The organism is Bacteroides caecimuris (assembly GCF_001688725.2).
Classification (GTDB): domain Bacteria; phylum Bacteroidota; class Bacteroidia; order Bacteroidales; family Bacteroidaceae; genus Bacteroides; species Bacteroides caecimuris.
In genome coordinates, this window is the sequence record NZ_CP015401.2 from 352,448 (window position 1) to 368,610 (window position 16,163).

Consider the following 16,163-nt stretch of genomic DNA (forward strand, 5'->3'; position numbering starts at 1 on the left):
GGGAATGAAAAATACATTAGTGGCAACGTTGCTTTTGGCAAGTTGCGGATATCTGTCGTATGCACAGAACAATGTGATTGTGAAAGGACAGATTAAAGGAGTGGAATCGGGGCGCCTGTATATGCTGGCGCCGGTTTCCGAAAACCGGGTGGATACGTTGGGCACTGCCCTTTTCCAAGCCCCCGATTTTGTATTGGAGGGTAGGTGTGACGAACCGGTGGTGGCACATATCGTTGTTGAGAACTATTCGGGGGGATTTCCATTCATGGCAGAGCCGGGCGGTTCGTACACTGCTTTGCTTACCAATGGGCGGGAGGCCTACATCCGAGGCGGTAAGTTGCAGGATGCTTGGACGGGATACTTGAAGTATTCCACCGAACAGCGTCAGAAGATAAGCGCTATGAAGCAAAGACACCAGACGTTGGTTGCCGAAAATAAATACAGAAGTGCCAGTGCGCTGAACGATTCGATTCTACTTTTGGAGCAACAGGCAAGAAAAGAGACTTACGACTTTTTGGGGCAGCATGATGACCTGATTACAGCGCATACTTACCTGGAGAATGCACAGATGCGCGATGCAGGCGCCGAGCAATGCCGTAAAATGTACGAATCATTGGGCGAAGGTGCCAAGCAGACGCCCAGTGCCCGTATCTTGAAAGAACGTTACGAACGGATGGAGCAGACGGAGAAGGGGAGACTTGCCCCCGACTTTACGCTGACTACTCCGGAAGGCATGGAAGTGACGCTGAGCAAGGTAGCTGGAAAGGTGAAGATTCTTGATTTCTGGGCTTCGTGGTGTGGACCGTGCCGCCTGAACAATCCCGCTCTGAAAAAGGCTTACGAGGAGTATCACGATAAGGGACTGGAGATTATCAGCGTATCGCTTGACAACAAGCCGGAACGTTGGAAGGATGCTATTGCCAAAGATGGACTGACGTGGATAAACGTCTCTTCATTGAAAGGATGGAAATGCGATGTGGCACGGCTTTACAGTGTGAGCGCCGTTCCCGCCATCTTTATTCTCAACGAAGAAAACCGTATTGTCGCTACCAATCTGAGAGGAGAAAAACTGGCTAAATATTTGGAGGATAACTTAAAGTAACCGTTTTTTCCGGTTACTTAGAAAAACAGATAAAGCATTTATTTTTATATGAGAAGAATAATAGTTTCGGTTGCCGTTGGAATGTTGGCAGGTGTTGGTTGCCTGGCACAAAACGGCGACAAGTATGTCATTACTGGTGAAATGACGCGTGATTCGTTACGTTTCACCCCGCAAGCGGTCCGCATGGTTTATCTGGCGTGCCAGTCCGACGGCAAGGAAGTCAGACTGGATTCTGCCGTTGTAAAGAATAAGACCTTCCGTTTCGAGGGTAAGGCTCCCCGCTTTGTGGAAGCTGCCTATCTTTCCGGATTCGATAACGGAAGCGTGCAATTATTGCTCGAACCGGGCAACATTACGGTGCAGCCTTTTGATGCCCACTATCCTGTGTCGGCAAAGGTAAGCGGTACGCCCAGCAACGATGTGATGAGCGGCTACTATGCGGTACGTGGGAAAGATGTGCAGGAATCGAAAGTCCGCATGAACAATCTGTTCAATTCGCTGCCCGAAGAGGTGAAGAACAATCCGGAGCAGCGGATGGACTATCATGGCTCTGTGTTCAATATAAACACCGTGATGCAGAAAGTGGTGGCGCTGGAATACCTACGCAGTCACCTCGACAGTGAAGCGGCTTTGTTTATCATCAAGTATGACATCTATCACCTGTTTCAACCGAAAACGATTGAACGTACGTTGATGCGTGCCGTCTCTTCACGGTTGAGGCAGCATCCTGTCTATCGTGAGTTGGAGAATAAAATCAAGGCAAGCAATCTCAAGGTAGGCTCGCCGGCGCCCGACATCGCAGGAGTGACGCCGGAAGGCAAGGAGATATCCCTTTCCGACTATAAAGGCAAGTATGTATTGTTGGATATCTGGGCTTCGTGGTGCGGACCGTGTCGTCGCGAATTTCCTTATTTGAAGCAGGCGATGACAGCTTCGGAGGCAAACGATAAATTTGTGATACTCAGCTACTCTATCGACAGCAAAGAGCCTGATTGGGTGAACAGCATCGAAAAGAATGAGTTGAAACACAAGAACTGGATTCACTTTTCTACCTTGAAAGGATGGTCGTCCGATGCCGTGTCGCTGTTCAACGTGCAGGGTGTTCCCCACACAGTTTTGCTGAATCCGAAAGGAGAAGTGGTGGCTTTCAATCTGCGTGGCGAAGAGATGCTCAACAAGGTGAAGCGAATTATTGAGGGAGTGGAAACGTATGAATAAAAAACGAATAAAAAGAGGAACGAGAATGTTACGCAAGTGCTATATAGCCGCAGCCTGCCTGATAGCTTGTATGGGTGGGGTGCAGGCACAAGAGAATACGTGTGTCATCAAAGGACGTATGCTGAAAGATTCGCTGCGCCATACGCCGCAACGGATACAGAAAATTTACCTGACGCAGATGGACGAGTACGAACGCATGATCAATGTCGATTCCGTGAAGCCGGTGAACGGTACTTTCACCTTTACACGTTCTCTGAAACAGGGCGAGCCGGAATTGCTTTATTTACTGACCGGCTTCGACAACGGCAACGTGCAACTGTTTGTGGAGCCGGGTACGGTGGAAGTGCGTATTCCGGATGCCGCTTTTCCCGCAGGAGGAATGGCAAAGGGAACACCGACTAACGACCTGTACAACCAGTATAAGGAAATCCGCCGACTTTGTATCAAGGAGCAGACCGACACCTTGAACGTGTGGCAGGAGAAGCATGGAGAGTCGTTCAATCAATGGATGAGCCGACCCGAAAATCAGGAAGAGTGGGTACGTGTCGGTGCGGCGGCAATGGTTGCCGCTTCCGCAGCGCAACTCCGTTTTCTGCTCGAACACAACGATTCGCCGTTGGTGCCTTTGATGCTGGAGAAAGAGGTTTACCCGACATTGAGCAAGGCCTACGTGCAGCGTATGCTGAAATCCTTGTCGCCTAAGTTGAAGAAGCACCCGTATTACCGTTCGTTCAGCAACGTAGTGCGTGCGCAGGAGTTGAAAGTAGGCGGCGAGTTGCCCGACATCACGCTTCCTCTTGTTGAAGGCGGACGCAAGACGCTGGAAGATTTCAAAGGAAAATATGTGTTGCTGGACTTTTGGGCTTCGTGGTGCGGTCCCTGTCGCCGGGAGATTCCCTACCTCATACAGTTGTACAATGAAACGCAGGCCGACCGTGACCGTTTTGTGATTGTCAGTTTCTCTTTGGACAACAAAGAGAAGGACTGGAAGAACGCTATCCGCACGCATCAGATGGACAAGGAGGAGTGGGCACACGCTTCCGATCTCTTGGGATGGGGTTCGCCCGCCGCCCGTATGCTGGGAGTGACGGCAGTGCCCAAGACCATCCTGATTGACCCCGAAGGAAGAGTCATTTCCTTCTCCCTGCGTGGCGAGGAAATGGTGAGCCGTGTGAAGCAGATTTTAGCAGGTGCCCCCGCTTTCGGCGAAGGTGACGGCAAGGAAGAGGAGAAGAAATAAGCATCTTCGTGCACACCCCAAAAGACAATTTCATGAAGAAAATAATTGCATATATATGTATTTGTTTGGCCTCACTGACCGTTGCACGCGCACAGTCGGCGGCGGTCGGCGGGCAAGAGACGCTGCCTGTCGACTCGGCGGTGCTCATAGGCAGGCTGCCTAACGGGATTACCTATTATATCCGCCACAACGGCGACCAGCCCTGCCGTGCAGGCTTTTACCTGATTCGCAATGCCGGTTCGCTGTTGGAGACGGACGAGCAGAACGGATTGGCGCATTTCCTGGAGCATATGGCTTTTCAGGGAACGAAGCATTTTCCCGGCAAAGGTATTATTTCGGGACTGGAGAAACACGGTGTGGCGTTCGGGAGCAATATCAACGCCTATACGTCGCACAATGAGACTGTTTACCAACTCACCGACGTGCCTACGCAAAGCGAATCTTTGCTGGACACCTGCCTGTTGATACTGCACGACTGGTCTTACTACCTGTCGTTGGAAGAGAAAGAGATTGACGCAGAACGCAAGGTGATTGTCGAAGAGTGGCGCACCCGCCGAACGTCAACGGTGCGGATGCAGGAAAAGACAAACCAGGTGCTCTATCAAGGCTCGCGGTATGCCGACAGGGATGTCATCGGAACACTGGACGTCATTCAGCACTTTGCTCCACAGGCATTGCGCGACTTCTATCACCGATGGTATCGCACCGATTTGGAAGCGATTGCCATTGTGGGCGATTTCGATGCGCGCCGGATGGAAGAAAAAGTGAAGAAGCTTTTTACTGCCATTCCTGCCGTGAAGAATCCGGAGCCGCGTCCGTTCTTTTCGATACCCGACAACGATACTCCCCGTTATGTGCTGGCAACGGACAATGAAGCTGCCCGCTCTTCGTTGGGGCTGTCCATCCGGATGAACGACACTCCGGCGTGCGAACGCAATCGCGTGGCTTATCTGCGCGAGAGTCTGATTATCTCGTTCTTTAATTCGATGATGCGGACGCGTATCGCGGAGCTGGCACGTCGTCCGGATACGCCGTTCCGTCATGCGGAGATTGCCTACGGAGATTTGGTGCGCGGATATTGTGCATACAACGTTAATGTATCTCCCCGTCCCGGACAGGAAGCCGCAGCATGGGAAGCGGCAATGACCGAGAATGAACGGGTGAAACGTTATGGCTTCACGCCCGAAGAACTGGAGCGTGCCAAGAAAGATATGCTCACAGCACTGGAGAACGGACGCAGGAAGGGCAAGGCAAACAGCCGTTATGCGCAAGAGATACAGGCCCATTTTCTGGAAGGACGACCGCTTCTCAGCCCCTCCGACTATTACCGTTGGGTGAAACGCCTTGTTGCCGACATCACGGTAGAGGAGGTTTCTGTCAGGGCGAAGAAGTGGAACAGCCCGAAAAACCGGACATTGCTGGTAGTGGGCTCAGCTAAAGAGAAACACTTGTCGCGCGAGGATATGACGGCTATCATGGAACGCGTGGAGCATTCCAGTCAGATTCGTCCTTATGCGGTGAATACCCCTTCGGGCGTTCAGCGCAAACTGCTGGATGATGCAGAGCTGCAGGGCGGACAGATTGTGAAGGTGCGTTCCCTGGAGCGTTTTGGTGCCGTGGAGTGGACTTTGCAGAATGGCGCCCGCGTGGTGTTCCGCCATAGTGCGAGCAATAAAATCCTTGTCTCCTCCTATAGCAACGGCGGAACCTCTGTCTACGAGGATACCGACCTGCTACCCGCAGCCGAGAATGCCGCAACGATGGTATCTTCGTTCGGCGTGGGCGACTTTACGCCCGACGAACTGCGGACACTGCTGACCGGTAAGCGGGTGGGATGCAAAGTGAACATCACTCCATGGGATGAGGCTATAGGAGGCTCCTCCGTTGCGGAAGATTTCGAGACGCTCATGCAGTTGATTTACCTGCGTTTCGAGAAACCCCGGTTCGACGAAGCATTGTTTGCTACGCTGATGCAGCGCAACTATGCAGCGTTGCAGCAGTATGCCGAACAGCCGCAGACGGTGATGAAGGACTCGCTCCAACAGATTTTGCACAATTACAGCTCCCGTTTCCCGGCTTTCAATAAAGCATACTTGGATAAGATTACGTTGGAAAGATTGAAATATGTCTATTCTGACCGTATCAAGGACGCCAGCGACTTCGTGTTCTTTATCATGGGCAATCTGAAAGAGGAGAACGCCCGACAGATGGTGGAGAAATACATCGGTTCTTTGCGCTCCGAACATCGCAAAGAGAAGCGTACTCTGCACCGCGAATTGCCGGCAAAGGGGAAGGTCGTGAAAAACGTCCGGCTCAACTGGGAGACCCCAAAAGCCACTGTCGTCACCAATTTTTCAACGAAGCTGAAAAATACGCCTTACCATAACATCTGCCAAAGCCTGTTGCGCGGCATCTTGCAGTTGCGCTATACGGAAAACATCCGCGAGAAGGAGGGGGGCACATATGGAATCAATATCAATGCTACTTCGTCCCGTCTCCCCGAATCGCGTTACTCTTTTACCATGATATTCGACTGTGCACCCGAGCGGGAAGCCCATTTGAAGTCGTTGGTACACGCCGAAACGGAACGTCTTGCCGAAGAGGCACCTGGGCAGGATGAGTTTGCAAAGGTGGTTGCCAATCTGCGGAAAAACGACGAACAGTCGAGAAACTCTGACGCATATTGGATGGCTGCCCTTGCCGCTTATTATACGGAAGGTATCGACATCACCGCCCCCGAAAATTTTGACAGGATATTGGAGCGGTTGACGCCTGCCGATATACATAAGTTCGCCAAGAAGATGTTTAAGGAGTCGTATGTGATAGACCTGACGTTCCAGTCAAAGTGAAAGATACAGCGCTATGGAAATAATATGAAGATGCGAATTTAGGGCAACATTCTAAAAAAAGAGGAGATTTTCTCCTCTTTTTTTGTAATCACTTACTTTATTCCATCCAAATCTCCCTGTATCTTGCGAATTCTTCGTATATTTGTGATATTGAATCAAATACAAAATACTATGGGCGATTTTAATAGTGTATATCCGTTACTCGGTATAGTGATACTTATTGTTTTGCTATGTCGGTTTGATGGTCGGTTCACGAAGATAGAGAAAGAGCTTGATGTAATAAAAAAGCAGATGGACGCTCTTCTGAAGGGGCAGGCGAAAATGGCTGCTGGTGATAGGGAATCAAGTGAGGAGACGCCTGAAAAAGTAGTAGCAGAAGTCCTGCCGGAAGAAAAATTGGTTGAAGAAGAGTTGGTTGTTCGCGAACCGAGTACAATGGTTGAGGCTGTGGTTGCCAATAAATTGCGAGATGCTTCGGAATCTGTTCAAGAATCTGTTCAGGAAGAAATTATTGAAAGTATCCCAGTGATGGATACGGTTCGGGAAGAGTCTGCAATGTCTCCAGAACCGATTCGTGTGGCACCGATTGCTCCGAAACTACCAAAGAAACAAGTCAACTACGAGAAGTTTATCGGTGAAAACCTGTTTGGAAAGATTGGTATTCTCATATTTGTGATAGGGGTGGGCTTCTTTGTGAAGTACGCTATTGACAAGAACTGGATAAACGAGACTTTCCGTACGGTGCTTGGTTTCCTGACCGGGGCGGCATTGCTGGTTGTTGCCGAACGCTTGCAGAAGAAATATCGTACATTCAGTTCATTGCTTGCCGGTGGAGCGTTCGCCGTGTTCTATCTCACGGTTGCTATCGCATTCCATTATTATCATATCTTTTCGCAGACTGTAGCGTTTATCATTCTGATAGCCACTACTATATTTATGTCTGTTCTTTCTGTGATATATGACAGGCGTGAGCTGGCAGTTATTGCGCTTGTAGGAGGATTTCTAGCACCTTTTATTGTAAGTAGCGGCGAAGGAAGTTATCAAGTTCTGTTTACTTATGTGAGTATATTGAATTTGGGAATGTTCGGGCTTTCCATCTACAAAAAGTGGAGCGAACTTCCGATAATCTCATTTGTCTTTACTTGTCTGATAATGGCTAGTTTCTTGTTGTTGAGCTATTCTTCCCGTTCTACGGTCATTTCGGGACATTTGCTGATGTTTGCCACTCTGTTCTATTTTACCTTTTTGCTTCCGGTGTTTTCCATTCTTCGTGGAGAGAAGATACAGGCTATGAGCCGCGGACTGGTATTTGTCATCATCACTAATAATTTTGTCTATCTGCTTTCGGGAATTCTTTTCCTAAAGAACATGGGACTGTCTTTTAAGGCGAGCGGTCTGTTGAGCCTGTTTATCGCATTCGTTAATCTGGGGCTGGTGCTTTGGTTATGGAAGGATAGGAAAGCATATAAATTCCTCGTGCATACCACATTGGGGCTTGTGCTGACATTTGTCTCCATTACAGTCCCGATTCAACTGGACGGAAACTATATTACTTTGCTTTGGGCATCGGAAATGGTATTGTTGTTGTGGCTTTATGTCAAGTCGAAAATCAGGGTATATGAGTCTGCGGCCAAAGTCCTGGTAGGACTCACTTTCGTTTCTTACTTGATGGATGTGTATAGCGTGATGTTTGAACATCATTCTTTGGATACAATTTTTCTGAATAGTTCATTTACCACCTCTTTGTTTGTGGGATTAGCTACAGGAGCATTCGCTTTATTAATGGAGCATTATCATTCCTTCTTCTCTACGGCACGCCGGCTGAAATACAGTTTCTGGAATCCTTTCATGCTTATACTTTCCGTAATCATACTTTATTATACATTTATGATGGAATTCAATTTGTATTTTGAAGGGGCAACGAGAAGCGGAGCGATGTTCTTGTTTACCGCCGTATTCATTTCGGGCATTTGCTATGCTTTCAGAAAACGATTCCCGATAACCAAGCACCTCACTTCCTATACTTTGGCTATCGGAATGAATACGCTTGTATATATTCTGAATATATGGTGTGACCAATGGGAGAACATGGCTTTCACTCCTGCCGTGTTGCGATGGCTGACGGCTGCTTTCGTGATAGCAAACATATATTACGTGGCACGTCTGTACTATACATCAATCGGCATAAAATCCCGCTTCACCGTATATCTGAATATTCTTGCCACACTCCTTTGGCTGACAATGGTACGTTCTTTCCTTTGGCAAGTAGGTGTAGACGATTTCAGTGCCGGACTATCACTCTCATTAAGCATTGCCGGTTTCGTTCAGATGGGATTGGGAATGCGCCTGCATCAGAAAGCGATGCGTATGGTAAGCCTTGCGACTTTCGGAATAGTTCTGCTCAAACTCGTATTAGACGATTTATGGGCAATGCCGACTATTGGCAAGATTATCGTATTTATCATTCTGGGATTGATATTGCTGATCCTTTCGTTCCTTTATCAGAAACTAAAGGATGTGTTGTTCAAGAATGACGAGGAAGAAACAAACTGAATCTTTGAAAATATTCGATAAGAAAGAGGCTGCCTAAAAAGTCGGTTCTATCTTCATTTTCCTCCTTCCCGAAGGAGGGGAGTTAGAGTTACTGACGACTTTTTAGACAGCCTCTTTACTTTAGCTCTTTATTATGTTTATTTCTAAACGAAATGTTTTACTCCTGAGAGAAACGCTTTACCTGCTCTTCAATCAATTCTTTATCATCAAAGTAATTAATCTTCATTGCTTTCTTTACGTCAGCCAACGTGTCTGCAGCAGTAGCTCTGGCTACTTCGCATCCTTTCTGAAGCATGTCATATATAGCTGGAATGTCTTTGCTGAACTCTTTACGACGGTTGCGAATCGGTTCGAGAATTTCTTGCATGATAGAGTTCAGGAAGCGTTTCACTTTTACGTCGCCCAGTCCGCCGCGTTGATAATGCGCTTTCAGTTCTGCCAGATTCGGATAATCCGGTAAATAACGTTCGAAATGTTCGGGGAGGCAGAAAGCATCCAGATAAGTAAATACCGTATTACCTTCAATCTTTCCCGGATCTTGTACGCGGAGATGTCCCGGGTCGGTATACATACTCATGATTTTCTTTTGGATTTCTTCCGGTTCTTCCGAAAGGTAGATGCAGTTTCCGAGCGATTTACTCATTTTAGCTTTACCGTCAGTTCCCGGAAGACGCAGACAAGCTGCATTGTCCGGCAACAGGATTTCCGGTTCTACCAATGTCTCACCATATATATAGTTGAAACGGCGAACGATCTCACGAGCCTGTTCGATCATTGGTTCCTGATCTTCACCCACGGGGACAGTCGTTGCGCGGAATGCTGTAATGTCCGCTGCCTGGCTGATGGGATAAGTGAAGAAACCTACGGGAATACTTGCTTCAAAGTTACGCATCTGGATTTCCGATTTCACAGTCGGGTTACGTTGCAGGCGGGATACGCTGACAAGGTCCATATAATAGAAACTAAGTTCGCATAGTTCCGGTATTTGCGACTGGATGAAAATCGTAGCTTTAGTCGGATCAATACCACAAGCCAGATAATCAAGAGCAACTTCGATTACATTCTGACGCACCTTTTCCGGATTGTCTATATTGTCTGTCAATGCCTGCGAATCGGCAATGAAGATAAACATCTTACTATAATCACCTGCGTTTTGCAGGTCAACTCTGCGTTTCAACGAACCTACATAGTGACCGATATGAAGTCTTCCGGTAGGACGGTCGCCCGTCAATATGATTTTTTCTTTTCCCATATTTATTACCTTATTATATAATGGCGACAAAGATAAGGATAAAAACTGAAAGAAACATCAAAATGCAGTTACTTCATGATTTGTGCCTGCTTCAGATAAGAATGTAATCATTAAAAGCCAATGGAAAAACGATTGTTTCATTAACACGGTAAATTATTTCAGTAAAAAAGTGAACGTATCTTTTTGTCATGTGCAAAATATGTCGTTAATTTGCACAAATTCTGAAGTCAACAATGAATCAACAGGAAATTAGAAGCAAGTATTATTTACATTCGGATGTTCTTCATCCCGAAACGAAAGTCTTCTTCTCTTATTTCCAAAAACGATATTTTAGTTCTTTGGTAATGCGTTAGTCCTTTTTTGAGGGTAACGCATTTTTTTTATAAACGAACTTAGGAATAACAACATATTATAACAACAAAAGAAATGGAAAAGGAAATCAAGAAAGTTCTCGTTTTGGGTTCTGGAGCACTCAAAATCGGACAAGCCGGAGAGTTCGACTACTCAGGCTCACAAGCACTGAAAGCTTTGAAAGAAGAAGGTATCAGCTCAGTATTGGTAAACCCGAACATCGCAACTATTCAGACTTCTGAAGGTATTGCCGATAAAGTGTATTTCCTTCCCGTGAATACTTATTTCGTTGAAGAAATTATCAAGAAAGAACGTCCCGATGGTATCCTTCTGGCATTCGGTGGACAGACTGCATTGAACTGTGGTGCTGAACTTTACACACAAGGTGTTCTTGATAAGTATGGAGTAAAAGTACTTGGAACTTCGGTAGAGGCTATCATGTATACAGAAGATCGTGATCTGTTTGTGAAGAAGCTGGACGAGATAGAAATGAAGACTCCGGTCAGCCAGGCAGTAGAAAACATGGAAGATGCCATTGCTGCTGCACGCAGAATTGGTTATCCGGTCATGGTGCGTTCTGCTTATGCGCTGGGTGGTCTTGGTAGCGGTATCTGTACCAATGAAGAAGAGTTCCTGAATTTGGCAGAGAGCTCATTTGCTTTCTCCAAACAAATTTTGGTAGAAGAGTCGTTGAAAGGCTGGAAAGAGATCGAGTTTGAAGTGATTCGTGACGCTAACGACCATTGCTTTACAGTAGCCAGCATGGAAAACTTCGATCCGCTGGGGATTCATACCGGCGAATCAATCGTGGTAGCTCCTACCTGCTCGCTGGATGATAAAGAACTGGCTTTGTTGAAAGAACTTTCTATCAAATGTATCCGTCACCTCGGTATCGTGGGTGAATGTAACATCCAGTATGCTTTCAACTCTGAAACGGATGATTACCGTGTGATTGAGGTGAATGCTCGTTTGAGCCGTTCTTCCGCTTTGGCTTCCAAGGCTACCGGTTATCCGTTGGCATTTGTTGCCGCTAAAATCGCTTTGGGTTACTCGCTCGACCAGATTGGTGAGATGGGAACCCCGAACTCTGCATACGTAGCTCCACAACTTGATTACTATATCTGTAAAATCCCCCGTTGGGACTTGACGAAGTTTGCCGGTGTGTCTCGTGAAATCGGTTCAAGCATGAAATCGGTGGGTGAAATCATGTCTATCGGCCGCTCTTTCGAAGAAATCATTCAGAAAGGCCTTCGTATGATCGGGCAGGGAATGCATGGCTTCGTAGGTAATGACGAATTGCACTTTGATGATCTTGATAAAGAACTTTCTTGTCCGACTGACTTGCGTGTCTTCGCTATCGCACAAGCAATGGAAGAGGGTTACACCATCGAACGTATCCATGACCTGACAAAGATCGACTCATGGTTCCTTGGCAAACTGAAAAATATCGTAGACTATAAAGCAAAACTGTCCACCTATAATAAGGTAGAAGATATACCTGCCGATGTAATGCGTGAAGCTAAAGTGTTAGGTTTCTCCGACTTCCAGATTGCCCGTTTTGTTCTGAATCCAACCGGAAACATGGAGAAAGAAAACCTTGCCGTACGTGCTCACCGCAAATCTATGGGTATCCTCCCGGCTGTGAAACGTATCAATACAGTTGCTTCCGAACATCCGGAACTGACCAACTATTTGTATATGACTTATGCGGTGGAAGGTTATGATGTGAATTATTATAAGAATGAAAAATCAGTAATAGTACTTGGCTCGGGTGCTTACCGTATCGGTAGCTCTGTAGAATTTGACTGGTGCTCGGTGAATGCGGTTCAGACTGCCCGCAAACTGGGTTACAAGTCTATTATGATTAACTACAACCCTGAAACGGTTTCTACTGACTACGATATGTGCGACCGTCTCTACTTTGACGAACTTTCGTTCGAACGTGTGCTTGACGTAATTGACCTCGAACAACCTCGCGGTGTGATTGTCTCGGTAGGCGGACAAATCCCGAACAACCTGGCTATGAAACTTTATCGCCAGTCGGTTCCTGTATTGGGTACTTCTCCGATTTCTATCGACCGTGCCGAAAACCGTAACAAGTTCTCTGCTATGCTTGACCAATTGGGTATCGACCAGCCGGCATGGATGGAACTTACCAGCCTTGAGGAAGTGAAGGGTTTTGTTGAGAAAGTTGGTTATCCGGTATTGGTTCGTCCTTCTTACGTTCTTTCGGGAGCTGCAATGAATGTTTGCTATGACGATGAAGAACTGGAGAACTTCCTGAAGATGGCGGCCGAAGTTTCTAAGGAATATCCGGTGGTTGTTTCCCAATTCCTTGAAAATACGAAAGAGATTGAATTTGATGCCGTTGCACAGAATGGTGAAGTGGTAGAATATGCAATCTCCGAACACGTAGAGTTTGCGGGCGTTCACTCCGGTGATGCTACGTTGGTATTCCCGGCACAGAAGATTTACTTTGCAACAGCTCGTCGTATCAAGAAGATCAGCCGTCAGATTGCCAAAGAACTCAATATCTCCGGTCCGTTCAATATCCAGTTCCTGGCCCGTAACAACGAGGTGAAGGTTATCGAGTGTAACTTGCGTGCTTCTCGTAGCTTCCCGTTTGTTTCTAAAGTACTGAAACGTAACTTTATCGAAACTGCTACTCGTATCATGCTGGACGCTCCATACTCACGCCCGGACAAGTCGGCGTTCGATATTGACTGGATTGGTGTGAAGGCTTCGCAGTTCTCTTTCTCGCGTCTGCACAAGGCTGACCCTGTATTGGGTGTAGATATGTCTTCTACTGGTGAAGTGGGATGTATCGGTGACGATTTCTCGGAAGCATTGTTGAATTCAATGATTGCTACCGGATTCAAGATTCCTGAAAAATCGGTGATGTTCTCTTCCGGTGCAATGAAGTCGAAAGTAGATTTGCTAGACGCCAGCCGTGTGCTGTATGCTAAGGGATATCGGATTTATGCAACTGCCGGAACAGCAGCTTTTTTGAACGCTCATGGGGTAGAAACGACTCCGGTTTACTGGCCGGATGAGAAGCCGGGTGCGGAGAACAACGTCATGAAGATGATTGCTGACCATAAGTTTGATTTGATCATAAACATTCCGAAGAATCACAGCAAGCGTGAGTTGACGAACGGTTACCGTATTCGTCGCGGTGCAATCGATCATAACATTCCGTTGATTACCAATGCTCGTTTGGCAAGCGCCTTTATCGAAGCATTCTGCGAATTGAAACTGAATGATATTCAGATTAAGAGCTGGCAGGAATATAAATAAAAACAGTTTTAGCTGTCTATTAGATAAGGAGAACTCCCTCTTTGGCTTGTCCAAAGAGGGAGTTTCTTTTTTATTAGTAAATATAGCACATCAGAGTGTGTGCTATATAGGGCGTGTTTTGGTTATTAATAAATGATTCAAGTTAATTATTGGTTGAAACTAAGTAGAATCTGTCTATCCATCAGCAAGAGAAGCGATTTATTTCTTTACTTTTGTTTCTTGAAAAGATAAAATCAGATAAAACAATGTTAGTACTTCTATCTTGTGCCAAGACTATGAGTGAGACTTCAAAGGTGAAAGTACCTTTGACGACAGTTCCACGATTTCAAAAAGAAGCTTCCGGGGTTGCTTTGCAGATGTCACAGTTTTCGGTGGATGAACTGGAACGCCTGTTGCGTATAAATGCCAGGATGGCGGTGGAGAATTATAAGCGTTATCAGGCTTTCCATGCAGAAGGCACATCGGAACTGCCCGCTTTGCTGGCTTATACCGGAATTGTATTCAAGCGACTGAATGCAAAAGATTTCTCGAAAGAAGAATTTGAATATGCGCAGGAACATCTGCGGTTGACTTCTTTCTGTTATGGGTTGTTGAGGCCTTTAGATGTCATTCGTTCCTACCGCTTGGAAGGAGATGTAGTGTTGCCGGAACCGGGTAATCAGACCATGTTCTCTTATTGGAAATCCCGTCTGACGGATGTCTTCATCGAAGATATAAAGAAAGCGGGAGGCATACTCTGCAATCTGGCTAGCGATGAGATGAAAAGTTTGTTCGATTGGAAGCGTGTGGAGAGAGAAGTACGTGTCGTTACTCCCGAATTTCAGGTGTGGAAGAACGGGAAATTAGCTTCGATAGTGATCTATATCAAGATGTCCCGTGGTGAAATGACGCGGTTCATTCTGAAGAACAGAATCGAAAATCCGGAGGATTTGAAAAGCTTCTCCTGGGAAGGATTCGAATTTAACGAATCTCTTTCGGATGAAAGGAAGTTTGTATTTACTAACGGTAAAGAAATATAAAGTATGACGGAAGTAGAAAAGATGCGTAGCAGCCAGTTGGCTGATATGGCTGCGCCGGAATTGCAGCTGCGTTTTGAACATGCCAAGAAGCTGCTGGCGCATATGCGGGGAATGAGCACTTGTGATGCGGGGCATCGGGAATTATAGGAAGATCTGGTACCGGAGATTCCTGAAACTTCAATAATCTGCCCGCCTTTCCATTGCGACCATGGAGACGGAATTAAATTGGGTGAACATGTATTTGTGAATGCCAATTGCACTTTCCTGGATGGAGGATATATTACGATAGGCGCCCATACGCTGGTTGGACCTTGTGTACAGATTTATACGCCGCATCATCCGATGGATTATCTGGAAAGAAGAGGCTCTAAGGAATATGCTTATCCGGTGACGATTGGCGAAGACTGCTGGATTGGTGGCGGTGTTATTATCTGTCCCGGTGTGACGATTGGCAATCGCTGTGTGATAGGGGCGGGGAGTGTTGTGACGAAAGATATTCCCGACGACAGTGTGGCAGTCGGGAATCCGGCACGTGTTGTTCGTAAACAGGTTGTTTAACGTTTGACCGGAAAAGTTATTTCCCGGATTTAAGCGTTCCTGCGTTACTATCTTTGTTGGGAATTCGTTTTCCTGGATCAGTCTAAAAATCGGGGGGCAGTTTGGAAGTCTGGATAGTGTGCTTCAGGGCGGTCTATATCACCATAATTTATTCATGTCTGCACGGTAATGAATTTCTTTGTATTCATTGCCAATGTTAAGAATCAGCCTTCTTATTGCCGATAAGCTAGCGTTTTCTTGTATACTTTATTTCTATTTATTAACCGCCGACTATAGTTGTCCGCTTGGCTGACTATAGTCGTCTGATAGGACAACAACCGTCGGCTAGGTGGACAACTCCAGTCGGCTTCTTAGATGCAAGCTGCTCTATTTGCTAAGATTGACAATACTGATGCGAAGGTTACGGGCTGTGCAAGTGCCAAACTGTGGGGATTGTGAAGGCGTGAAGGGCGTGAAGAAAAGACTTTTCTTTATTTGTTCACAGTAAACACCTATCAAACAGATATTTACTATCCGTGAAGAATGTGAAGGAGAAGTTGCAACAGAAATTTAACATGCCTACAGGGTTTCGGACTAACCCGTTTTCCTGCAGATTCTATTTTAATTATTAATGATAGAAAAAAGAGGTGCGGCTATCTTTATTTGGTTCTGTTTATTAAATGAACCGGAAGAAGTGAAAGTGGCAAGAAAAAAAGTTTTTATTATTATTTGTTGATAATCAGAG

At 46.3% G+C, this 16,163-nt stretch carries 8 protein-coding genes and 1 pseudogene; 8 read left to right on the forward strand and 1 reads right to left on the reverse strand.

The genetic code is table 11. The features are described from left to right. The first annotated feature begins 4 nt into the window (after nt 1-4). The 5 genes from A4V03_RS01295 (at nt 5) to A4V03_RS01315 (ending at nt 8,962) form a co-directional block, all read left to right on the forward strand. Nucleotides 5-1,102, forward strand: coding sequence for a TlpA disulfide reductase family protein (locus A4V03_RS01295; RefSeq protein WP_065537655.1), 1,098 nt, complete (start codon nt 5-7; stop codon nt 1,100-1,102). A 48-nt stretch (nt 1,103-1,150) separates the two neighbouring features. Next, complete coding sequence (locus A4V03_RS01300) at nt 1,151-2,320, forward strand: TlpA disulfide reductase family protein (protein ID WP_084081093.1); 1,170 nt, start codon at nt 1,151-1,153, stop codon at nt 2,318-2,320. A gap of 25 nt (nt 2,321-2,345) precedes the next feature. Beyond that, nucleotides 2,346-3,560 (forward strand): TlpA disulfide reductase family protein, encoded by a 1,215-nt coding sequence (locus A4V03_RS01305; protein ID WP_158213971.1) that lies wholly within the window; start codon nt 2,346-2,348, stop codon nt 3,558-3,560. A gap of 32 nt (nt 3,561-3,592) precedes the next feature. Continuing rightward, the gene (locus A4V03_RS01310; protein WP_065537657.1) at nt 3,593-6,409 is read left to right on the forward strand and encodes a M16 family metallopeptidase; all 2,817 of its coding nucleotides are present in this window, start codon (nt 3,593-3,595) and stop codon (nt 6,407-6,409) included. A 171-nt stretch (nt 6,410-6,580) separates the two neighbouring features. Further along, on the forward strand, nt 6,581-8,962 hold the full coding sequence (locus A4V03_RS01315; RefSeq protein ID WP_065537658.1) for a DUF2339 domain-containing protein: 2,382 nt from the start codon (nt 6,581-6,583) through the stop codon (nt 8,960-8,962). 157 nt (nt 8,963-9,119) lie between these two features. Here A4V03_RS01315 and trpS read toward each other — a convergent pair whose 3' ends face one another. Next, nucleotides 9,120-10,214, reverse strand: coding sequence for a tryptophan--tRNA ligase (gene trpS, locus A4V03_RS01320; RefSeq protein ID WP_065537659.1), 1,095 nt, complete (start codon nt 10,212-10,214; stop codon nt 9,120-9,122). 426 nt (nt 10,215-10,640) lie between these two features. Here trpS and carB point away from each other — a divergent pair, with 426 nt between their 5' ends. The 3 genes and pseudogenes from carB (at nt 10,641) to A4V03_RS21500 (ending at nt 15,439) form a co-directional block, all read left to right on the forward strand. Further along, entirely contained in the window at nt 10,641-13,862 is a 3,222-nt protein-coding gene (gene carB / locus A4V03_RS01330; protein ID WP_065537660.1) for a carbamoyl-phosphate synthase (glutamine-hydrolyzing) large subunit, read from the forward strand. A gap of 245 nt (nt 13,863-14,107) precedes the next feature. Next, nucleotides 14,108-14,881, forward strand: coding sequence for a peroxide stress protein YaaA (yaaA, locus tag A4V03_RS01335; RefSeq protein WP_065537661.1), 774 nt, complete (start codon nt 14,108-14,110; stop codon nt 14,879-14,881). Nucleotides 14,882-14,884: 3 nt separating this feature from the next. Next, nucleotides 14,885-15,439: pseudogene (locus A4V03_RS21500) on the forward strand (sugar O-acetyltransferase). Nucleotides 15,440-16,163: the final 724 nt, after the last annotated feature.